We start from the raw sequence: 21,899 nt of genomic DNA on the forward strand, positions 1-21,899 counted from the left end.
AATTATAAGGAGCCGTTCAACCGTTACATCAGCCAGCCCTGAGAAGTCAGCCACTTGGTCACGGCGGGCCGGACCGAAGCCGCACCGCTGCCGCGCGCCTCGTCGATGACGCCGCGCAGGCCCTGAAGATTGCAGTGCCGGATCAGGTGCTTGACCGGTCCCACCGAGGCCGGGCGCATCGACAGCATCCGAAAGCCGAGCGCTGCGAGGCACAACGCTTCCATCGGCCGACCCGCATCCTCGCCACAGAAAGAGACGGAGGTGTTGCCGGTCTTTGCCCGCATGAGGATGTGATCGAGGAACGACAGAAAGCTTACATCGAGCGTATCGTAGCGGCGGCGCACGCGCTCGTTCTCGCGGTCGGCGGCGAAGAAGAACTGCTTGAGGTCGTTGCCGCCCACCGAAAGGAAATCGACGGCGTTGAAGAAATCGTCTGGCGCATAGGCGAGGCTCGGGGTCTCCAGCATCGCGCCGACCTCGACGCTTTCGGGCAAGGGATGGCCAAGAATGCGCTCACGCTCCATCGCCTTGTCGAACTCCTCGCGCGCCGCGTGAAACTCGGCCGGGAGCGCGACGAAAGGAAACATCACCGCGAGAGGGCGCCCGGCGGCGGCCCGGATCAGCGCCTGAAGCTGCATCCTGAGCACGCCCGGCTTGTCGAGTCCGACGCGGATCGCGCGCCAGCCCATCGCCGGGTTCGGCTCGTCATTGGGCTTCATGTAGCTCAGGACCTTGTCGGACCCGATGTCGAGCGTGCGGAAGGCCACCCGCTTGCCATTGGCCGAATCCATGACGCGGGCATAAAGCGCGGAGAGCTCGGCGCGCTTGGGCATCTTGTTGCGGATCAGGAACTGCAACTCGGTGCGAAACAGCCCCACGCCCTCGGCGCCCGAGCCTTTGAGAGAGGGCAGATCGGCCATCAGCCCGGCGTTCATGTGCAGCGAAACGGTCGTGCCGCACAGAGCCGTCGCCTTCAAGTCGCGGATCGAGGCATAGCGCTCGAGCGCGCGGGCCTGCATCGCGATCTTGTCGCGGAAGGCGGTCTTGACCGTCTCCTCGGGGCGCAGATGCGCCGCCCCCTGATCGCCATCGACGAGAATGACATCGCCGTTCAGCGCCTCTTGGGTGATGTTCTTGGCATGGATCACCAAGGGGATCGCCCAGGCCCGTGCGACGATCGCCGCATGCGAGCCGACCGACCCCTCCTCAAGCACGATGCCCTTGAGCTTCTTGCCGTATTCCAGAAGCTCGCCGGGGCCGATATTGCGCGCGACCAGCACCGGATCATCGGGCATCTCGGCGCCGGTGTCGCGGCCCTGACCCGTGAGGATTCGCAGCAGCCGGTTCGACAGATCGTCAAGATCCGACAGGCGTTCGCGCATGTAGTTGTCGCCCGAGCGGTTCATGCGCGAACGGGCGAGGGACTGTTCCTTTTCGACGGCGGCCTCGGCGGAAAGGCCGCTCTCGATGTCCTCCTCCATGCGCTTCATCCAGCTGCGCGAATTGGCGAACATGCGGTAGGTTTCGAGCACCTGCACCTGATCGGCATTGGCCGAGGTCGCGCCGGACAGCATCTCGTCGACCGTCACGCGCAACTCGTCGATGGCGGCGCGCAGGCGGGTCAGCTCGATCACGGGGTCTTCGGCAAAGGGGTTGGTGACGACGACGCGCGGCTCGTGCAGCCAGACCCGGCCCTCGGCCGCGCCCTCCTGTCCCGAGGTGCCCTTGAACATGACGGCCTGCTGATGCCGCGCCGAGAGCGCCGCGCCGGTATCGACGAAGGCGCCAAGCTCGGTCATTTCGGCCAGCACCATGGCGACCACTTCGAGGGCATAGATCTCGTCCGGGGTGAACTCGCGCGCGTCGCGCGATTGCACGACGAGCACGCCGAGAGGCTCGCCCAGACGCTGGATCGGCACGCCGCAAAAACTCGAATACCGTTCTTCGCCGGTCTCGGGCATGTAGCGAAAGCCCGGCTCGGAGGGGGCGTCGGCGGTGTTGACGACCTGCCGCGTGCGCGCGGTGCGCCCGACCAGACCCTCGCCCAGCCGCATCCGGGTCTGGTGCACGGATTCGGCCATCAACCCCTCGGTCGCGCAAAGCTCCAGCGTCTCGGCGTCGCGAAAGAGATAGATCGAGCAGACCTCGGTCTTCATCGAGGTGGCTATGAGGCTCACGATGCTGTCGAGCCGCGCCTGCCCGGCGCCGCCCTCGGCCATCACCGCCGAGAGACGGCCCAGGAGCTTGCGGCTCTCGGATTCTACCAGTCGATCGACCATCGCCGCCCTTTCAACGCCATGTCCGGGGGGAGTGATCCCGGTCAGGCGGCCTTGTCCAACCCGAAGGCATCATGCAGGGCTTGCACCGCGAGTTCCATGTATTTCCGGTCGATCAGCACGGAAATCTTGATCTCCGAGGTTGTGATGACCTTGATATTGATACCCTCGGCGGAGAGCGCCTTGAACATGTCGGCGGCGACGCGGTGTGGCTGCGCATGCCGATGCCGACCACCGAGACCTTGGCCACGCCGGTGTCGGTGACAAGGTCGTTGAAGCGGATGTCGCCGCGTTCGCGAGCGGCCTCGACCGCCTTTTCGGCGCGCATCACCTGATCATTGGGACAGGAGAAGGTCATATCGGTGCGACCCTCCTCCGAGATGTTCTGGACGATCATGTCCACGTTCACACCCGCATCCGCCAAGGCACCGAAGATCGCCGAGGCGATGCCGGGCCGGTCGGCCACGGAGATCAGCGTCATCTTGGCCTCGTCGCGCGAATAGGCGACACCGGCGACCACGTTGCTTTCCATGATTTCCTCCTCGTCGCAGACGAGCGTTCCCGCCTCGTCGGACTGTTCCTCGAAGCTCGACAGCACCCGCAGCTTCACCTTGTAACGCATCGCCAGCTCGACCGAGCGGGTCTGCAGCACCTTGGCCCCGAGAGAGGCCAGCTCCAGCATTTCCTCGAAGGCGATGCGGTCGAGCTTGCGCGCCTTCTCGCAGATCCGCGGGTCGGTGGTATAGATCCCGTCCACATCCGTGTAGATGTCGCAGCGCACCGCGTCGAAAGCGGCGGCAAAGGCCACGGCGGTCGTGTCCGACCCGCCGCGCCCCAGCGTGGTGATCCGGCCTTCAGGGCTCACGCCCTGAAAGCCCGCGACCACGGCGACCTTCATGCCCTCGGCGAACTTCGCGCGGATGTTCTCGGGCGGGATGTCGAGGATGCGGGCGGCGCCGTGGGCCGAAGTGGTCTGCACCGGCACCTGCCAGCCCTGCCAGCTGCGCGCCGGGACTTCCATCTCCTGAAGCCGCAGCGCCATCAGCCCCGCGGTCACGTTCTCGCCCGAGGAGGTGACGGCGTCGTATTCGCGCGCGTCGAACATCGGCGAAGTCTCGTTGACCCAGCCGACCAGTTCGTTGGTCTTGCCGGCCATGGCCGAGACGATCACGATCACCTCGTGCCCCTTGGCCACCTCGACGGCCACGCGTTTCGCGGCCCGGTGGATCCGGTCGAGCGTGGCGACCGAGGTGCCGCCGAATTTCATCACCAGGACCGACATGGCTCTCCCCGCGCAGATTTCGGCGTCTCCATAGCGGCGGGGCGACGCGAGGGCAATGCGCGACGGACGGCTAGTTGGCCTTGCGCTTGGGGCCGAAGGGCAGCGGCGCCACCGGGATGCCGTCTTCGATCAGGCGGCGGGCTTCATCGATGCGGGCCTCGCCATGGATCGCGCGCTCTGGTGAGCGGCCCTCATGCATGGCGCGGGCTTCGCGGGCGAAGGCGTCGCCCACATAGTCCGAACCTGCCTCGACCTTGCGTCTGAGCTCGGCCATCGCCTTTTCCAGCGGGTTGCCCGGCTCGGAGAGCCGCCGCGCCGGTTGCTTGGCGCCCTCGCTCACCGACGGGGCCATCAGCGCCTTGTGGATGCGCGTGTCGCCGCAGACCGCACAGGACAACTGCCCGGATCTTTCAAGCGTGTCATAGGCGCTGGCCGAGGCGAACCAGCTGTCGAAGGCGTGGCCGTTCTTGCAGGTGAGGTCATAGCGGATCATCGGCGGGTGTCCCGGTGGCATGCAGACCTCAGATAGGCATTCGGGCGACCAGGTGCAAAGCGGGGTCGATCACGCGTGCGGTCAGGGGGCCGCCTGCGGTGTCGTCAGCGCCACGGGACGCTGCGGCGCAGGATCAAAGCTCAGTACGATCTGGCGCAGCTCGGGCGCGTCGAGTTTGGCCGCCGCGCGATCGCGGGTGAACCATTTGCGCCGCCTCTGGCCGCGTTCGGGCCAGTCGGCGAGCACCTGCGTGACCTGCACCGGAAACACCATGGCGAAATGCGGTGCGCCGGTCTTGCCGCCGCCCTTCACATAGGACCACACGCCAAGGCAGCGATCATCGGGAATGCCGACCAGACCGGCCTCCTCGCGCGCCTCGGTGGCGGCGGCCTCGGCCGGGGTGGCGCCGTCCATGGGCCAGCCCTTGGGCAGGATCCAACGGCCCCGCCCGCGGCTGGTGACGAGGCAGAACTCGACCGAATCACCGGTGACGCGCCATGGCAGAGCCGCGAACTGCGTGCGGCCGAGGCGCTGGTGCCGCTTGGCGACGCGGAGCGGAAGCTGAATCATGGGGCCTCTCGGGTCGCGGGTCTGCCGAGGTTCCACGACAGGGCGGGGGCTGGCAAGAGCGCCTAGGGCGCTATCTGCGGCAACGTGGCCATGACGCCGCGACGCATCGCGCCGAAGTTGCGCCAAGGGAGACACATGACGCCGCCTGCACGTTTCATCGGCTCCGAGATCTACCGCGGCTCCTCCTATGGCGACTGGCACCCGCTCAGGGTGCCGCGCGTCTCGACCGTGATGGACCTGTCGCGCGCGCTGGGCTGGCTGCCGCCCGAAGCCTATATTCGCAGCCCGCGCGCCAAGCCCGTCGCCCTGCACGCCTTTCACACGCCCGACTACGTCGACGCGCTGCTCGGTGCCGAAACCAGCCAGCAGGTCACCCCCGAGATCCGCGCGCGCCATCACCTCGGCACACCGGCTAACCCGGTGTTCTCCGAGATGTATCGCCGACCGGCCACCGGGGTGGGCGGCGCGCTGCTCGCAGGAGAGCTTCTGCGCCATGGCGGTCGGCTGCACCTGCCCGGCGGCGGTACGCATCACGGCCTGCCCGACCGGGCGAACGGGTTTTGCTATCTCAACGACCCGGTCTTCGCGATCCAGTCCCTCAGGCGCCATGGCGCACGTCGTGTCGCCTATGTCGACATCGACGCGCATCACTGCGACGGGGTCGAGGCGGGGTTTTCACATGACCCGGACACGCTTCTCGTCTCGACCCACGAGGAGAACCGCTGGCCGCGCACGGGGGCCGTCGAAGAGGAAGGGGCGGGGCAGGTGTTCAACCTCCCCATTCCCTCAGGGTCGGGCGACGACGCGATGGCGCTGGCGCGCGACCGGGTGATCCTGCCCGCCGTCGCCGCGTTCCGCCCCGACGCGATCGTGCTGCAATACGGGGCCGACGCGCTGCTCGAGGATCCGCAATCGCGATTGGCCATGTCGGGGCATGCGCATCTGGGCGTGCTGCGGGGGTTGTTGCCGCTCGCGCCGCGGTTTTTGTTGCTGGGGGGCGGCGGCTACAACCCTTGGGGCGTGGGGCGGCTCTGGACCGCCTCATGGGGCGTGCTGGTCAGGGCGCGCATTGCCGGAGCGGTTGGAGCCGCCCGCGCAGGCGGTGCTGCGCGGGTTGAAGTGGCACGGGCAGAGACGGGTGACGACACCGCCGGAGGCATGGCTCACGACGCTTATCGATGCGGCGCGACCCGGCGAGATCGCCGATGCGCTGCGTGCGCGTGTCGCGGCGCTGGAGGCGCGGCTCGTGGCATGGGTCTGAGGCGATCCTCGGGGCGCGGGCTTGCGGGGCAGGGGTGTGCAATGCGAAAGACCCCGCATGACACGAGGTGGACGATGCTGGTGAAACCCCTTTGCATGGCGCTGCTGCTGGCGCTGCCCTGCGCCGCGCGGGCCGAGATCCTGACCTTCGCGGCGGCAAGCCTCGGCGGCCCGCTCGACCGAGTGGTAGAAGCCTGGGAGGCGCAGGGCGGCGCGGAAGTGACGGTGTCCTATGCCGGAAGCTCGGCCTTGGCGCGGCAGATCGCGGCGGGCGCGCCCGCCGATCTGTTCATCTCGGCCAGCGAGGACTGGATGGACGAGGTCGCCGCAGCCGGGCTGATCGAGGCGGGCAGCCGCCGCGACCTGCTGGGCAACGGCCTCGTGTTGATCGCATCCGATCCGGACGCCGCGCCGGTTTTGATCAGCCCCGATCTCGACCTCGCCGCCCTGCTGGGCGAAGGCCGTCTCGCCATGGCGCTCGTCGATGCGGTGCCCGCCGGGCAATATGGCCGTGCGGCGCTCGAAGGTCTCGGGCTCTGGGATGGCGTGGCCGCGCAGGTGGCACAGACCGAGAACGTGCGCGCGGCGCTGGCGCTGGTGGCGAGCGGGGCCGCGCCGCTCGGCATCGTCTATGAAACCGACGCCGCCGAAGAGCCCCGCGTGACAATGCTGGGGGCGTTCCCGGAAGACAGCCATCCACCGATCCGCTACCCTGCGGCCCTCGTCTTGGATGCAGCACCTGAAGCGGCGGCGTTTCTCGACTTCCTGTCGGGCGCCGAGGCGCAGGCCGTGTTCATGGCGGCGGGCTTCACGATCCCCGACGCTGCCCTCCCCGGAGCTGGCACGCCCGAACCGGAGCCTGCCGAGTGACCGACTGGCTCGGCCCTGAGGAATGGCAGGCGGTACGGCTGTCGCTCAAGGTGTCGGCCACGGCGGTCGCCGCGAGCCTGCCGCTGGGCCTTCTATGCGCGCTGGCGCTGGCCAAGGGACGGTTTCCGGGGCGGCAGCTTCTCAACGGTCTGGTGCATCTGCCCCTGATATTGCCCCCCGTGGTAACGGGCTACCTGCTGCTGATTGCGTTCTCACGCCAAGGGCCGCTGGGCGCACTGCTGGAGCCTTTCGGCGTTTCCTTCGCCTTTCGCTGGACCGGGGCGGCGCTGGCCGCCGCGATCATGGCCTTTCCGCTGATGGTGCGACCCATGCGGCTCGCTTTCGAGGCGGTCGATCCCGGTCTGGAGCAGGCGGCGGCGACGCTGGGGGCATCGAGTTTCAAGGTCTTTGCCACGGTGACGCTGCCGCTGGCGCTGCCGGGGGTGGTCGCGGGTGCGATCCTCGCCTTCGCCAAGGCGATGGGCGAGTTCGGCGCGACGATCACCTTCGTGTCGAACATCCCCGGCGAGACGCGCACGATCCCTACAGCGATTTACGCTTTCCTGCAGATGCCGGGCGGCGAGGGTGCAGCGCTGCGGCTCGTCGCGGTGTCGGTGGCGCTGGCCATGGGCGCGCTGCTGGCCTCGGAGTGGCTGTCGCGGCGGGTCGCGCGGCGGGTCGCGGCATGATCCGGATTCACGTGAAAAAGCGGCTCGGGGCCTTCGATCTCGACGCCATGTTCGAAGCGCCACCGGGCGTCATCGCGCTGTTCGGCAGGTCCGGCTCGGGCAAGACCAGCGTCATCAACGCCGTGGCAGGTCTGCTGCGCCCCGATGCAGGACGGGTCGAGATCGGCGGTGCGCTTCTCTATGACAAGGCCGCGCGCGTCGACGTGCCCGTGCATCGCCGTCGCATCGGCTACGTGTTTCAGGACGCACGGCTGTTTCCGCACATATCTGTGGCAAAGAACCTTGCCTATGGCGGCGATCATGACCGTGACCGGGTGATCGACATGCTCGGCCTGCCGGATCTGCTTGACCGCCGCCCGGTGGCGCTTTCGGGCGGGGAGCGGCAGCGCGTGGCGATCGGGCGGGCGCTGATGAGCCATCCGCGCCTGCTGTTGATGGACGAGCCGCTCTCGGCGCTTGACGCAGAGCGCAAGGCGGAGATCCTGCCATGGCTGGAACGGCTGCGCGACGAGGCCGGGCTGCCGATCCTTTATGTCAGTCACGCCGCCTCCGAAGTGGCCCGCCTCGCCACCACCGTCGTGGTGATGGAGGCGGGCGCGGTCAAACGCGTCGGCGCGGTCTCCGAGGTGCTGTCCGACCCCGCCGCTGTCGGCATGATCGGCGCGCAGGAGGCGGGGGCGGTGGTATATGCGCGCATTGCGGGCCTCGACCGGATCGACGGGCTGACGGAACTCGCGCTGTCGGGCGGGCGGATCGTGCTGCCGGGGCGGCTGGGAGGCCTCGGTACGCATTTGCGGCTGCGCATTTCGGCGCAGGATGTGATCCTGAGCCGCGAGCGCCCCGTGGGGCTGAGCGCGCTCAACATCCTGTCGGCGGAGGTCACGGCCCTCGACGAGGGCCCTGAGGGCGTGGCGGTCGGGCTGCGCTGCGGCCATGACCGGCTGCTCGCCCGGGTCACGCGTCGCTCCGCGCGGGCGCTGCGGCTGGAGCCCGGGCTGCAACTCTGGGCCATCGTCAAGGCGAGCGCCGTGGCGCCACAGGACGTAGGCGGGGCGGCTTGAAACCTGCCCTGCCGGACATCCGGCGCAATGCTCAGCGCAGTTGACTGTCCTTGGAGCCGCGCCGGTTGAAGCCGCCGCGCGATTGCGGCCGCGCGTCGCGTCCCTGCTGGCACGCGACACAGAGCTTCACGCCGGGGATCGCCGCGCGGCGCTTTTCGGGAATCTCCTCGTCGCATTCGGCGCAATGGGTCGCGCTTTCGCCGACCGGGCCGCGCCGGGCCTTCACCCTGCTCAATTCGTCATTGATCGAGGCTTCGATCTGTTCCTCCACCGCGCCGTCGCGGGCCCATCCTCCGGCCATGTGATGTCCTTCTCGTTCAGGGTCTTTCTCAAGATAGGCAGGGATGCCGATCCACCAACCCTTGAAACGACGAACGCCCCGCCGGTGGGGCGGGGCGTTCGCTGACACGATGTGTCGTCGATCAGATCGGCGTGGCTTCCTTCGCAGGGCCGGGATCGCCGAGGTGGTCGTGCTCGGTGAGGTCCATGATATCCTCGTTGTCGGCGGCCCAGTTGGCGCGGTCCTTCTCCGAGGCCTTGGGCGAGAAGAAGCCCGTCACCGCGTAGAACACCCCGATCACCGGCGCGGTCCAACAGGCGAAAGCCAGCGGGATGTAGAGAAGGTTCTCGAGATTGCCGTCCATGATGCCAAGGCCCAGCGCGGTGATCACGAACGCGCCGCCCGCGTTCCACGGGATCAGCGGGCTCATCAGCGTACCACCTTCCTCGACGGCGCGGCTGAGGTTGAGCGTGGAGTAGCCCATGCCGCGATAGAGCGGGGCATACATCCGGCCCGGCAGCGCGATCGAGATGTAGGGATCGCCCGCAACCACGTTGGTCGCGAAAGCCGTGAAGATGGCCGAGGACTGCACCGCGCCAAAGCTCTTCACTTTGTTGACGATCGACAGAATGATCGATTCGAGGCAGCCGGTGCGCTCCAGCGCGCCACCGAAGCCCAGCGCAATCAGCATGAGCGAGATCGTCCACATCATCGACTGGATGCCGCCCTTGTTCAGCAGCGCGTCGATATCGGCGATGCCGGTGTCGATGGAATAGCCCGACTGCGCGAAGGTGAACACGTCATGCAGGCCCACCCCTTGCTGGAAGATCGCGATCACACCACCCAGCAGCACGCCCGCGAAGAGCGAGGGCAGCGGCGGCTGGCGGAACAGCGCGAGACCGATGACCAGAAGCGCCGGGGTCAGTGGGATCAGCCCGAGGGCGAAGTCCTGCTCCAGCCGCGCAGTGATCTGGGTGATCGCGTCGAGAGAGGTCTCGGCCGGCTCGATCAGCCCGTAGCCTGCGACGATGTAGACGCCCAGCGCGATCAGCATCGCCGGCACCGTGGTCGGCAGCATGTTCTGGATGTGGTCGAAGATGTTGACGCCGGTCACGGCGGGGGCGAGGTTGGTGGTGTCCGACAGCGGCGAGATCTTGTCGCCGAAGAAGGCGCCCGAGACGATCGCGCCCGCAGTCCAGTACATCGGGATGCCGAAGCCCGCGCCGATGCCCATGAGCGCCACGCCGATCGTGCCGACGGTGCCCCAGGACGTGCCCAGCGACAGCGAGACGACCGCGCAGAGGATCATTGCCGCGGCAAGGAAGATCGAGGGGTTCAGAAGCGTCAGCCCGTAATAGATCAGCGTCGGCACGGTGCCCGAGGCGATCCAGACACCGATGATCATGCCCACCACGATCAGCACCGAAAGCGAGGGCAGGGAGACGTGGATAACGTGGAACACGCCTTCGCGGATGTCGGTCCATTTCTGGCCGCGCAGCACGCCCAGAAGCCCGGTGATGGCAAGGCCGATCACAAGGGGGATGTGCGGCGTGAAGTCGCCGAAATAGAAAAGTTGCAGGGCCAGAAGCCCAAGCGTCAGCACGACCGGCAACAGGGCCAGCCCGAGGGAAGGCAGGTTTCTATCAGTCACGATGCGGGCGATCTCCGGGTTGTTTCAAAGTCGGCTTCATGCCCGACCTAGGCGAAAATTGCCACCGGCCCAGCGGAATTTCGCCTGTTTCGTCCGATCAGGGCCGGTTTCAGGAGTCGTGATGGCGCGTCGAGCAAAAGAGGTCGTGCGGCGGTGTGCAGAGCCCTGTGCGCGGGCGAAGCCTCGACAGAATGGCCTTGCGATACCATTTATCGGGTCAATGTCAGCCCAACCCACAGGACGCCGCGATGAAGGATATCACCGAGTATACCCCGCCCAAGGTCTGGACTTGGGAGGCCGAGAATGGCGGCCAGTTCGCCAAGACCAACCGGCCCGTCGCCGGGGCCACGCATGACAAGGCCCTGCCCGAGGGCGAACATCCGTTTCAGCTCTACTCCATGGCGACGCCAAACGGCGTCAAGGTCACGGTGTTGTTCGAGGAACTGCTCGAGGCGGGGCATGAGGGCGCGGAATACGACGCGTGGCTGATCAACATCGGCGATGGTGACCAGTTCGGTTCGGGCTTCGTGGAGATCAACCCGAACTCCAAGATCCCGGCGCTTCTGGATCGCTCCGGCGACAAGCCGCAACGCGTGTTCGAATCCGGCGCCATCCTGCTGCATCTGGCCGAAAAATTCGGGGCCTTCCTGCCGAATTATCCGCGCCGCCGCACCGAGGCGATGAACTGGCTCTTCTGGCAGATGGGCAGCGCGCCCTATCTCGGCGGTGGTTTCGGGCATTTCTATGCCTATGCCCCGGAAAAGTTCGAATATCCGATCGACCGCTTCACCATGGAGACCAAGCGGCAGCTCGACGTGCTGGACCGGCATCTGGCCGAGCACGAGTTCGTGGCCGACGAGTATTCCATCGCCGACATGGCGATCTGGGCTTGGTATGGTCAGCTGGTGCTGGGGCGGCTCTACGATGCGGCCGAGTTCCTCGATGTCGAGAGCTACAGCCACGTGATGCGCTGGGCCAAGGCGATCGACGCGCGGCCGGCGGTGCAGCGGGGCCGCATGGTCAACCGCGCCTTCGGCGATCCGGAGCTTCAGCTTCACGAGCGGCACTCGGCGCAGGATTTCGAGACGATGACGCAAGACAAGATAGGCGGCTGAACCGGTCGTTCTCTTCAATCCCAAAGGCCGGTGCCTGCGAGGCACCGGCCTTTTTCATGTCCCTCAGCGGGCCAGTGCCGCGGTCATCGCAGCTTGCGGAAAGCAGGTGGGCGCCTGACCCGTGGCCTGCTGCCAGCGCCCGATGGAGCGGCGCGTCTTGTAGCCCGCGAGTCCGTCGGCCCCGCCCACGTCGTGTCCCATGACCTCGAGCGCGCGCTGCATCGCCGCCACGTCCGAGCGCATCAGCCCGCCGACCGCGCCCCAGCGGCCCGCGAAATCACCCGAGCCATAGGCGATCCGGTCGCCCACATGACCCACGAAGAGCGCGTAGAGATCGCTCATGTTATAGTCCTTGAGCACGTAGAAGTTGGGCGTCACGATAAAGGCCGGGCCATGCCGCCCGGCGGGCATCATCAGAAACCCTTCGGCGCGCACCTCGTGGTCGGGAAAGGGTTTGCCCGACACGCGCCTGATGCCCATCGCCGCCCAATCGGCGATCGCGCGACCCTGATCCGGGCCTTCGAGCGCGCAGGAGACGGTCCCCGGCACCGCGACCTCGAAGCCCCAGTCGCGCCCCGCGATCCAGCCGTGCCGGGCGAGATAGGTGCCGATCGAGGCGATGGTGTCCGCCTCGGAGCGCCAGATATCTGCGCGCCCATCGCCATCGCCGTTGGCGGCGTATTTCAGAAAGCTCGACGGCATGAACTGCGGCTGGCCCAGTGCGCCGGCCCAGCTCGATTTCATGGAGCGCGCCGGGGCGTGGCCCGCCTGAGCGATGCGCAGGGCAGCAATGAGTTCGTCGGTGAAATAATCGGCGCGTCGGCCCATGAAACCCTTGGTGCCGAGGATGCGAAATGCGTCATGCGGGATCGCGGCGCGTCCATAGGCACTCTCGCGGCCCCAGATCGCGAGGATGACGTGCCCCGGCACACCGGTCGCGCGTTGCACCCGTGCCAGCGTGCCCGCGTGACGCGCCGCCATCTGACGCCCCACCGAGGCTGCGCCATCGACTGTGCCGCGCCCGAAATAGGCGCCGGGGCTGCCGAACTCGGCCTGCCTTTGCCGGCCTTGGGGCTGCGCGGGTGCACCGGGTGGGGCGAGGTCCGGCAGATCCCAGTCGAGCGTGACGCCGGTGAAGGCCGCCTCGAAGGTGCCGCGCGCGACGCCGTTCGCCTGCGCGCGAGGCCAGACCGCCTGTTCGAGCCAGCCCCGGAACTGCCGTTCGACCGCCGCGCGATCCTGTGCGGCGAGGGTTGCGGGCAGGAGGGCGAGAGACATGATAAGGAGCAGAAGGCGCATCATGGGGAGCGATCCGTTCGGGTTGGGGCATCGGGCGGCGGCCATTATCGGGAGGCGCCGTTCGGGGCGAAGACTAGGCAGGACGCGCTGCCCTGTCACTCGCGACCGGCCCGTAGCGGCGCGATCCCGCCAAAAGCCCCGCGCGTCCGCATGCGCGGTTTCCGTATGCGCGGTTGCCGTCACGACGCCACTTGCCGAGAGAGCCCGGCGACGCAGTTTCCATGCGAATGCAGCTTGGAAAGAGGGCAGGGGGGATGCAAGGCGAGCCGTTCTTCGGGCTGAACCCGTATCACGTGGCTTTGGCTGTGGTGGGGATGGTCGTCATTCTCGCGCGCTGGTTGCCGAGATTGGTGTCGCGGCGCGAGCCAGCGGCTGCGCCGCTGATGATCCTGTTCGGCGCGGGGATCGCGCTGCTGCTACCCGACCTCGCCACGCTGCCCGATCCGCGTGAAACGCCGCTGCCATGGGAGCTGGTGAGCGAGTTGACTGTCATCGTGGCGCTCTTCGGCTCGGGCATGCGGATCGACGAGCTGCGCCCATGGACCCGCTGGACACCGACCTTCCGTATGCTGGGTATCGCCATGCCGCTGACGATCTTCGCCGTGGCGGCTTTGGGGGTGGGGCTCACCGGCATGACCGTGGCGGGGGCGATCCTTCTGGGCGCAGTGCTGGCACCGACCGATCCGGTACTGGCCGCCGACGTGCAGGTCGGCCCGCCGCAGGAGGGGGCCGAACACCCGGTGCGCTTTACCCTGACCACCGAGGCAGGGCTCAATGACGGGCTGGCCTTTCCCTTCGTCTATCTTGGTCTGATCATCGCCGCCGAAGGGCTCAACCCCGGCGCCTGGGCGCTGGACTGGCTCATGCTCGACGTGATCTACCGGATCGCCGTGGGTGTCGCGATGGGCTGGATTGGCGGCAAGGCGCTGGGTTACGTGTTGTTCCGGCTGCCGCGCGACGCGGCCTTGGCCGAGACCGGATCGGGTGTGATCGCGCTCGCGGGCATCCTGTTGTGCTATGGCTCGACCGAGCTGATCGAGGGCTACGGTTTCATTTCGGTCGCGATCCTCGGGCTGACGCTGCGGCGGATCGAGGAAGACCATCACTTTCACCGTCGCCTGCATGATTTTTCCGAATCGATCGAACATGCGCTGACGGCGGGGCTTCTGGTGGCGCTGGGCACGGTGCTGCCGCTGCTGTTCGCGGATCTGACATGGACGCAGGTGGCGGCGGCAGCGGTTCTGCTGCTGCTGGTCCGGCCCGTCGCGGGCTGGCTGGCGCTGACGGGGGCGGGGATGGACCGGCGCGACAGGGCCATCGTCGCGGTCTACGGCGTGCGCGGCATCGGCTCGATCTACTATCTGTGCTACGCGGGCAGCCATATCGAGTTCGTCGACGAAGATTCGTTGTGGTCCCTCGTGGCGCTGGTCATCCTCTGTTCGACCCTGCTGCACGGCTTCAGCGTCGGCTGGGCCATGGAGCAGTCGAGCGAGACGCGACCCGCGCGGGACGGTTGATCCGTGCGATTCAGGTCTTCAGGATCGACGTCGCCCCTGTGGCTTTGTGGATTTGCGGGCTTTGAGTATTGAATTTCTTGCCGGAGTGTCCGCGATGACGACTGCATCCAGCCCTGCCACCCTTACCGACGAGTCGGTCTTCGACCTGCGATACGCGCGCAGCCATGACGACCTTTGGAGCATGCTCGACGAGCTCTATGGCGAGAATCCGGGATTCGACGCCTTCCGTGAGCGACTCGACGCGGCGCTGCGTGCGGGCTGGGCAGCTCGCCCTGCCGATCTCAAGCGCCTGGACCTGAGGCGCGATCTGGAACCCGATTGGTTCCAGCGGCCCGGCATGAACGGCTATGTGTTCTACATCGATCGCTTCGCCGGCGATCTGAATGGGGTAATCGACAAGCTCGACTACCTCGCGGATCTTGGCATCACCTATGTGCATTTCATGCCCTGCCTGAAACCGCGCGAGGGCGACAGCGACGGCGGCTATTCGGTGCAGGACTACCGTGCCATCAACCCCGCCTATGGCGACATGGCCGATTTCGAGGCCGCCACGGCAGCCGCACGTGCGCGCGGCATGAGCGTGTGCATCGATTTTGTCCTCAACCATACGGCCAAAGAGCACGACTGGGCGCAAAAGGCCCGCGCGGGCGATCCGACCTATCTCGACTACTATCTCACCTTCGAGGACGACACGCTGCCGAAGGCTTATGAGGACACGCTGATCGAGATCTTTCCCGACAACGCGCCGGGCAGCTTCACCTATTACGACGACATGCAAAGATGGGTCTGGACCACCTTCAACGAACATCAATGGGACCTAAACTGGTCCAATCCGCAGGTCTTCGTCGAGATGGTGGAGGTGATGTTGTTTCTCGCCAATCGCGGCGTCGAGGTACTGCGGCTCGATGCGGTGGCCTTCCTGTGGAAGCGGATGGGCACGCGCTGCCAGTCCGAGCCGGAGTGCCACATGCTGTTGCAGGCTCTGCGCGCGGCCTGCCGCATCGCCGCACCGGCGGTGATCCATCTCGAGGAGGCGATCGTGGGACCGGCCGAGATGCTGCCCTATCTCGGGCGCGGCAAGCATGATGGCAAAGAGGGCAACCTCGCCTACCACAACTCGCTGATGGTACAGTTCTGGTCGGCTCTCGCAGCGCGCGACACACGGCTTCTCACCCATGTCATGACCACGCATTTTCCGCCCGTGCTGACGAACGCCACCTATGCGACCTATCTGCGGTGCCACGACGACATCGGCTGGGCCGTGACCGACGAGGACGCGGCGGCGGTGGGACTCGGCGGTCCGCAGCACCGCGCCTTCCTTTCGGAGTTCTACGAGGGCATATATCCGGGCAGCTTCTCGCGCGGGGCCCTGTTCCAATACAACCCCGAGACCGGCGACAAGCGGATCAGCGGCAGCTGCGCCTCCCTCGCGGGGCTGGAGGCCGGGCTCGATGCGGGTGACGCGGCGGGCGTGTCCGACGCCATCGACCGCATCCTCATGGGACACGCGCTGATCGCGAGCTATGGGGGCATTCCTCTGATCTACATGGGCGACGAGATCGGGCTGTTGAACGATTATGGCTATGTGAACCATCCGGCGCAGGCGCATGACAGCCGTTGGCTGCATCGGCCTCGCATGGATTGGGACACGGCCCAAGCGGCGCGGCAGGGCGACGACAGCCCAGCGGGACGCTTGCGGGCCGGGCTGCGCCACATCCTGGCACGGCGGGCGGCGACGCCCGAGTTTCATGCAAGCCACGCCATCGAGATACTGAACACCGGCAACGCCGCGCTCTTCGCCTTCGCGCGCCGCGCCCCCACGGGGAGCGTGGTCTGCCTGTTCAATTTCACGGACACTTGGCAGAACATGCCTGGAGACTGGGCGATCCAGCACGGAGCGCATGCATTGCACGATGCGCTGTCCGACGCCCCGGTGCTCGATGCGCAAGGCGCGATCGCCCTGCCACCGCACGCGCGCGTCTGGATCCGTTAGGGCCGGGGTTCTGATGTGTGCCGTCACGGGGAGGGGCCTTGGACTGACCGAGCCCTTCGCATGACCACACTGCAGGGGCCTGTCTCGCTGTCATCGACGAAACTGTGCTGCCCACATGCGAGGTCGATTGGAGGGGAGGCCAGGTGAAGAGTGGAGGCGGGTACCGGACCCGCTACCATTTTTCTAAGCCACTGGAAGGCCTGAATAATCGGGTGCGAGGTTGAGTTGTGTGTCGCACTTTGTGCCACCCATATGCTTTCTGGGTTGTACGTCTGTCAAGCGTGCCCCGGTTGGTTGTCTCTGGTCAGACAGTTGTAGCGAGGCGTGCGCTGGTTCCTTTGAGCGGATGGCGGAGTACGGTATGTATCCGCTATGGCGAGGGGTATGGGGGAAGTCCGGTGCCCGACTGGATAGATAGGGGGCACGAAAAAATGTGCCGAGAAATTGTGATGACCGATCCAAATAGACCACTCACAGCATTCTTGACTGACGCCCAGATTGCTGAGTTGCCGGATCAGCGCGGTCTGCGGTCTTGGGCATTTGAGCCTTATCTTGAGTTAGACCATAGAGTTGCCAGCATCACTCTTGAATCTGTTCTGAATGACATACGGGATCACTGGATGCGGGACTTCCAGCGCAAACCAAACCCGGAGCGGCAGCGCAACTTCGTCAGTTGCCTCCGCGTGATTTTACTCAATTTGCTGCGCGTACGAGTTGTGGATACCAAGTTGACGGTAGGCATACCTAGTGGAAAAGGGCGGCTGGATGCGGAAAGACGGTACCTCCCTGACTTCATGTCAGTACAGTATCACCGCACTGCGCTACGCGCGCTAATAGGGCATGGCTTGATCTATAAGGTGAAGTCAGGTCATCGGCAAGAAACATATGCGGAAACGGCTCGATATGCATTGACTGAGACTGGCGCTAAATTGCTTTTTGTATCCGGCTTGACGGCGCGGGCCTTTCTCAAGAGCAGGTTGGGCGAAGTGATACAACTTAAGGATGCTTATGGGCGCCTAACTAAATACAATGACACTTGTCAGACACACGCCATGCGCGCCAATGCCCGACGCTTGAACGACCTGCTGGCGGTTACAGACATCAACACGTCTCGACCGCTCGATACAGGGAGGGAAGGCGATAACAGGAGTGTAATGGAGAGAACTGACCTCTATCGGATATTCAACAATAGTAGCTTTCAGCAAGGGGGAAGGTTCTACGGCGGTTGGTGGCAGAACTTGAAGAAGCTACAGCGCCGCTTCATAACAATTGAAGGACAGCCCACTGTTGAGGCGGACTTCAGAGGTCTGCATCCGGCTATCTTGTTCGCCAAGAATGGTTTGAGTATTCCATCGGACCCGTACGCCCTTGTGCCCGGTGTCGCGGGCAATGAGACATTGCGTGAGCATGCCAAGAAAACCCTTCTTGCCCTGCTGAATGCGAGTGATGGCGATACGGCGGAGCCTAGAGGCTTCGACAGTGAGGTACATGGCATGACCGCAGAGCACTTCCGCCAAGTGGTCAGAGATGCATTTCACATGTTGCCGGGCATATTCGGCGCTGGGATCGGGCTAAGCCTCCAAAGCGAGGACAGCGACTTAGCCGAGCAGATCATGCTGCACTTCGCAGACCTTGATGTGCCGGTCCTGCCGGTACACGACAGCTTCATTGTCACAAGAGATCATGAACACGACCTGATAAAAGTCATGCAGGAAGTATTTCACAGTCGCTATGGCCAGATACCCAAAGTCACTGTGACACGTCACTAAATAGTGGCTGTTCTCCAAACATTCTGCTTGTCCGTAACCTCTCTATACTGGCTCGCCGCACTACCGGGTAACTTAAGGATCGGCTGGATTTCCTCAGCCCCGTCAGGCACAAGGTGCGAAAAGACCAACCGGGGGCGACCATCCATGCAGAACCTTCTCGATGACCTCACGGCGCTGCTACAGGCCGAGCAGGCGTTCATCTCTGATGGGGCGATACTCAAGAACGCGGTGATCGAAGCAGCATTAAACATGGACCCGCGCCTGCTGGCCCTGCTGATGCAATCTGATACCATCAAGGGTCACTTCTTCACTGAGGTGGCGGGTGCGCTGGTCTTCGACAAGGTGAAGTTTCAGGACTTCGTGTCCAACAAGGCCTTCCTGCCCGACAGCTACACCGCCTTCAAGAACCGGATCGGCCTAGCCGATGGGCGGGGCGACTACCTGAGCCAGTCGCGCGACGTGGTGCTGGCGTGGCCTTACAAGGACTGTGTGCTGGAAGGCGGCATGACGAAGGAGGACCGCGGCCGGAACGAGGTGTTCTGGAACACGACGTTGGCCCCGGACGACATCACCCGCCTGTTTGAACCCAAGGTGATGACCGGCTGGCAACGCTGGAATGCGGAGGCCGTGGCTGAGAGCAAGGCCAAGCCCGTGGGCGAGGTGTCGGAGGACGACAACTTGCTCCTAAAGGGCAACAACCTGTTGGCCCTGCATTCCCTAAAAGCGCGCTACGCGAGTAAGGTGAAACTGATCTATATCGATCCGCCCTATAATACGGGCAATGACGGGTTCCGGTACAATGACCGCTTCAACCATTCGGCTTGGCTGACCTTCTTCAAGGGGCGACTTGAAATCGCGAAGTCGCTACTCACCCGCGATGGTGCAATCTTCGTCACACTGGATGATACAGAAGTACACTACGCGAAAGTGATGATGGATGAAGTCTTCGGGCGTGAAAAGTTTGTAGCACACATTGCGTGGCAAAAGAGAACTTCACCCGACGACCGTGTTATTCTTGGCAACTCACATGACAACATTCTTGTTTTTGCCCGTGAGCAAGGCACAACCAAGCGGTCCAACGGTACTTTTAAGACCATCTTTGAGGAAGGCGCCAATCGCTTGCCCATGACAGACAAGCAGCGCGCGGAGTATAGAAACCCAGACAATGACCCTAAAGGACCGTGGGTTCACAGAGACTTCACTGCCCAGAACCAAAAGAAAAATGGCAAGTGGGGCCGTGAAAACCAGATGTATTGGATCACAGCGCCGTCAGGCGACAGGTTCTATCCGCCAGAAGGTTATTGCTGGAAAGTAACTGAAGATGAATACCGCATCCTTGAGAAAGAGAAGCGTCTTTGGTTCGGCAGGGATGGAAGTAATCAGCCGAGACGCAAGAAGTACCTCAAGGACGAAAACGGTATCCAGTCATCGACTTGGTGGGCACATCAAGATGCGGGGACGAATGAACAGGCAAAGAAAGAGTTGAATGCAATCGTCGGTTCGGACGAAGCATCTGACTTCACGCCAAAGCCTGAGCGACTGTTACAACGCATTGTCCAAATCGCCACCAATCCCGGTGACATCGTTTTGGACTTCTATTCCGGGTCGGGGACGACAGCGGCAGTTGCGCACAAGATGGGCCGTCGCTGGATCGCCGTTGAACAGATGGACTACATTCTTGAGTTGCCTGCATCACGCCTCAAGAAAGTCATCGAAGGCGAACAGGGTGGTATTTCCAAAGCCGTCGAGTGGCAAGGTGGTGGATCTTTTGTCTATGCCGAACTTGCGGCCTCTAACGCTGCCTTCGCTGACCGGATCGAAGCGGCCCCAGACATGGCCGCGCTGCAAACCATCCATGCCGATATCCAAGCCACCGGCTATCTGCGCTATGACGTGGACCTGACCGCCTTTGACGCTGACAACTTCGCTCTGCTCCAGTTGGAAGACGCAAAGCGCGTGTTGATGGACTGCCTTGATGTCAATCACCTCTATGTCAATCTCGGTTCCCTTGGCGATGCGGACTTCGACATCTCCGACGAAGACGCCTGCGCGACCCGCTCTTTCTATAGGCTGGACGCATGAGCCAGACGCTTACCCTAGAGTTTGACGCGCTGGCCAAGTATGGCGCGCTCAAGTCTGACATCCCCGAAGACATCATGGGCAACCTTGCCCCCAAGATCACCTTGCGTCCCTATCAACGTACGGCGCTGGAACGCTGGCTGTTCTACATCGACAAGTACGAGGCGCGGCCCATGGCCCCGCACCTGCTGTTCCACATGGCCACGGGCAGCGGCAAGACGGTGCTGATGGCGGCGCTGATCCTGGACCTGTACCGGCGTGGCTATCGCAATTTCCTGTTCTTCGTGAACTCCGCGCAGATCATCGAGAAGACTAAGGAAAACTTTCTCAATCCCGCATCGGCCAAGCACCTGTTCGCGCCCAGTGTACGCATTGCCGACAAGCCGGTGGACATCCGCGCGGTTGACACGTTCGACGCGGTGTCGGGCGAAGCGATCAACATCCACTTCACCACCATTCAGGGGCTGCACACAAGGATGCAGGCCCCGAAAGAGAATGCTGTCACAATCGAAGACTTCCGCGACTATAAGGTGGTGATGATCTCGGACGAAGCGCACCACCTAAACGCCGAGACGAAGAAGACGCTGACGGAAGGCGAGAAGGCAGCGAAGGCCAGTTGGGAAGGCACGGTATCCGAGATATTCGGCCAGCACCCCGAGAACATGCTGTTGGAGTTTACCGCAACGGTGGACCTGAGCCACGAGGCGATACGGGCGAAGTATCGCGACAAAATACTCTATGACTATTCGCTGAGGGAGTTTCGCGAAGACGGCTATTCCAAGGACATCGAGTTGCGGCAGGCCGACCTGCCACCCGAGGCCCGGATGATGCAAGCGATGGTCCTGAGCCAGTATCGCCGCAAGGTGGCCGAGGCGCATGGGCTGCATTGCAAACCGGTGATCCTGATGAAGTCCAAGACGATCAAGGAAAGCGCCGACAACGAAGCGACGTTCGCGGCGATGGTGGCTGGGCTTTCAGGGGAGGCGCTAGAGGCCCTCAGGGGCCGCTCAGAGGGCGATGAAACCCTTTCGCGGGCCTTCACCTACATAATAGATAAAAGGGGCATGAGCGGCGCGGATTTCGCCCGTGAGCTAAAGGGCGATTTCGCCCCCGAGAAGGTGATGAACGTCAACAACCCCAAAGACTTGGAAAACAGACAGATAGAACTTAACGCCTTGGAGGATCGCGATAACGAGATACGGGTGATCTTTGCTGTCGATAAGCTGAACGAAGGCTGGGACGTGCTGAACCTGTTCGACATCGTGCGCCTGTATGACACCCGCGACGGCAAGGCCAACAAGGTGGGCAAGACCACGATGGCTGAGGCGCAGTTGATTGGACGCGGGGCGCGGTACTTCCCATTCATGGCCCCGGACCAGCCCGACGCTGCGCGGGAAAAGCGCAAGTACGATAGCGCCGTGGATATGCCCCTGCGCATCTTAGAGGAACTGCACTACCACTGCTCGCACAACCCAAAGTACATCCAAGACATCCGTAACGCTCTGCGCGAGACCGGGATGCTGGACGAGACCGCACGGACTGTGCGGCTGCGGCTCAAAGACAACTTCAAGCAGACTGACCTGTATGAGCGCGATCATGTGTGGGTAAATGACCGTGTGAAGAACCCGCGTGACGGTGTGGAAGGCTGAACGCCTACAAGATCGAAGGCCGCTTTACCTATCCCAACCTGATGAC

At 64.2% G+C, this 21,899-nt stretch carries 15 protein-coding genes and 2 pseudogenes; 10 read left to right on the top strand and 7 right to left on the bottom strand.

Going from position 1 to position 21,899, the window contains the following annotated elements:
• Positions 1 to 23: 23 nt before the first annotated feature.
• From MBELCI_RS03305 to MBELCI_RS03320, 4 genes and pseudogenes are all read right to left on the bottom strand, one after another.
• Positions 24 to 2,279, bottom strand: a complete 2,256-nt coding sequence (locus tag MBELCI_RS03305; RefSeq protein WP_021692731.1) for a phosphoenolpyruvate--protein phosphotransferase — start codon at positions 2,277 to 2,279, stop codon at positions 24 to 26.
• 41 nt (positions 2,280 to 2,320) lie between these two features.
• Positions 2,321 to 3,558 (bottom strand): annotated as a pseudogene (locus tag MBELCI_RS03310) (aspartate kinase).
• 70 nt (positions 3,559 to 3,628) lie between these two features.
• Positions 3,629 to 4,051 carry a DUF1178 family protein gene (locus tag MBELCI_RS03315; RefSeq protein ID WP_021692733.1) on the bottom strand — a complete coding sequence of 141 codons (423 nt, stop codon included), beginning with the start codon at positions 4,049 to 4,051 and terminating at the stop codon, positions 3,629 to 3,631.
• A gap of 81 nt (positions 4,052 to 4,132) precedes the next feature.
• A complete protein-coding gene (locus MBELCI_RS03320; protein ID WP_021692734.1) occupies positions 4,133 to 4,621 on the bottom strand; it encodes an NUDIX hydrolase in 489 nt (162 codons plus the stop codon).
• A 135-nt stretch (positions 4,622 to 4,756) separates the two neighbouring features.
• Here MBELCI_RS03320 and MBELCI_RS03325 point away from each other — a divergent pair.
• The 4 genes and pseudogenes from MBELCI_RS03325 (at position 4,757) to modC (ending at position 8,501) form a co-directional block, all read left to right on the top strand.
• A pseudogene (locus tag MBELCI_RS03325) lies at positions 4,757 to 5,882 on the top strand (acetoin utilization protein AcuC).
• Positions 5,883 to 5,956: 74 nt separating this feature from the next.
• Complete coding sequence (gene modA, locus MBELCI_RS03330) at positions 5,957 to 6,751, top strand: molybdate ABC transporter substrate-binding protein (RefSeq protein ID WP_045319646.1); 795 nt, start codon at positions 5,957 to 5,959, stop codon at positions 6,749 to 6,751.
• Positions 6,748 to 7,440 (top strand): molybdate ABC transporter permease subunit, encoded by a 693-nt coding sequence (gene modB / locus MBELCI_RS03335; protein ID WP_021692736.1) that lies wholly within the window; start codon positions 6,748 to 6,750, stop codon positions 7,438 to 7,440. The genes modA and modB overlap by 4 nt, the downstream gene beginning before the upstream one ends.
• Positions 7,437 to 8,501 carry a molybdenum ABC transporter ATP-binding protein gene (modC, locus tag MBELCI_RS03340; RefSeq protein WP_045319661.1) on the top strand — a complete coding sequence of 355 codons (1,065 nt, stop codon included), beginning with the start codon at positions 7,437 to 7,439 and terminating at the stop codon, positions 8,499 to 8,501. Before modB ends, modC begins: the two co-directional genes overlap by 4 nt.
• 31 nt (positions 8,502 to 8,532) lie before the next feature.
• Here the strand turns inward: modC and MBELCI_RS03345 are convergent, their stop codons facing one another.
• A complete protein-coding gene (locus tag MBELCI_RS03345; protein ID WP_021692738.1) occupies positions 8,533 to 8,802 on the bottom strand; it encodes a DksA/TraR family C4-type zinc finger protein in 270 nt (89 codons plus the stop codon).
• A gap of 121 nt (positions 8,803 to 8,923) precedes the next feature.
• The gene (nhaC, locus tag MBELCI_RS03350; protein ID WP_021692739.1) at positions 8,924 to 10,432 is read right to left on the bottom strand and encodes a Na+/H+ antiporter NhaC; all 1,509 of its coding nucleotides are present in this window, start codon (positions 10,430 to 10,432) and stop codon (positions 8,924 to 8,926) included.
• A 248-nt stretch (positions 10,433 to 10,680) separates the two neighbouring features.
• On the opposite strand from nhaC, the gene yghU reads away from it, so the two are divergent.
• Complete coding sequence (yghU, locus tag MBELCI_RS03355; RefSeq protein ID WP_021692740.1) at positions 10,681 to 11,547, top strand: glutathione-dependent disulfide-bond oxidoreductase; 867 nt, start codon at positions 10,681 to 10,683, stop codon at positions 11,545 to 11,547.
• 63 nt (positions 11,548 to 11,610) lie between these two features.
• On the opposite strand, the gene MBELCI_RS03360 is transcribed toward yghU, so the two are convergent.
• Positions 11,611 to 12,846, bottom strand: a complete 1,236-nt coding sequence (locus MBELCI_RS03360) for a lytic murein transglycosylase (protein WP_045319662.1) — start codon at positions 12,844 to 12,846, stop codon at positions 11,611 to 11,613.
• Between the two features lie 254 nt (positions 12,847 to 13,100).
• On the opposite strand from MBELCI_RS03360, the gene MBELCI_RS03365 reads away from it, so the two are divergent.
• The 5 genes from MBELCI_RS03365 to MBELCI_RS19140 all read left to right on the top strand — a co-directional run bounded on the left by MBELCI_RS03365 (position 13,101) and on the right by MBELCI_RS19140 (position 21,853).
• A complete protein-coding gene (locus MBELCI_RS03365) occupies positions 13,101 to 14,363 on the top strand; it encodes a cation:proton antiporter (RefSeq protein WP_021692743.1) in 1,263 nt (420 codons plus the stop codon).
• 94 nt (positions 14,364 to 14,457) lie between these two features.
• Positions 14,458 to 16,356, top strand: coding sequence for an alpha-amylase family protein (locus MBELCI_RS03370; protein ID WP_021692744.1), 1,899 nt, complete (start codon positions 14,458 to 14,460; stop codon positions 16,354 to 16,356).
• A 449-nt stretch (positions 16,357 to 16,805) separates the two neighbouring features.
• A complete protein-coding gene (locus MBELCI_RS20675; protein ID WP_131505501.1) occupies positions 16,806 to 18,125 on the top strand; it encodes a hypothetical protein in 1,320 nt (439 codons plus the stop codon).
• Positions 18,126 to 18,269: 144 nt separating this feature from the next.
• The gene (locus tag MBELCI_RS03380) at positions 18,270 to 20,207 is read left to right on the top strand and encodes a DNA methyltransferase (protein ID WP_021692746.1); all 1,938 of its coding nucleotides are present in this window, start codon (positions 18,270 to 18,272) and stop codon (positions 20,205 to 20,207) included.
• Positions 20,204 to 21,853: a DEAD/DEAH box helicase family protein gene (locus MBELCI_RS19140; RefSeq protein WP_021692747.1), complete on the top strand. Its 1,650-nt coding sequence runs from the start codon at positions 20,204 to 20,206 to the stop codon at positions 21,851 to 21,853. The genes MBELCI_RS03380 and MBELCI_RS19140 overlap by 4 nt, the downstream gene beginning before the upstream one ends.
• The last annotated feature ends 46 nt before the right edge of the window (positions 21,854 to 21,899 follow it).

The sequence above is a fragment of the Limimaricola cinnabarinus LL-001 genome, assembly GCF_000466965.1.
In the GTDB taxonomy this organism is placed as follows: Bacteria; Pseudomonadota; Alphaproteobacteria; order Rhodobacterales; family Rhodobacteraceae; genus Limimaricola; species Limimaricola cinnabarinus.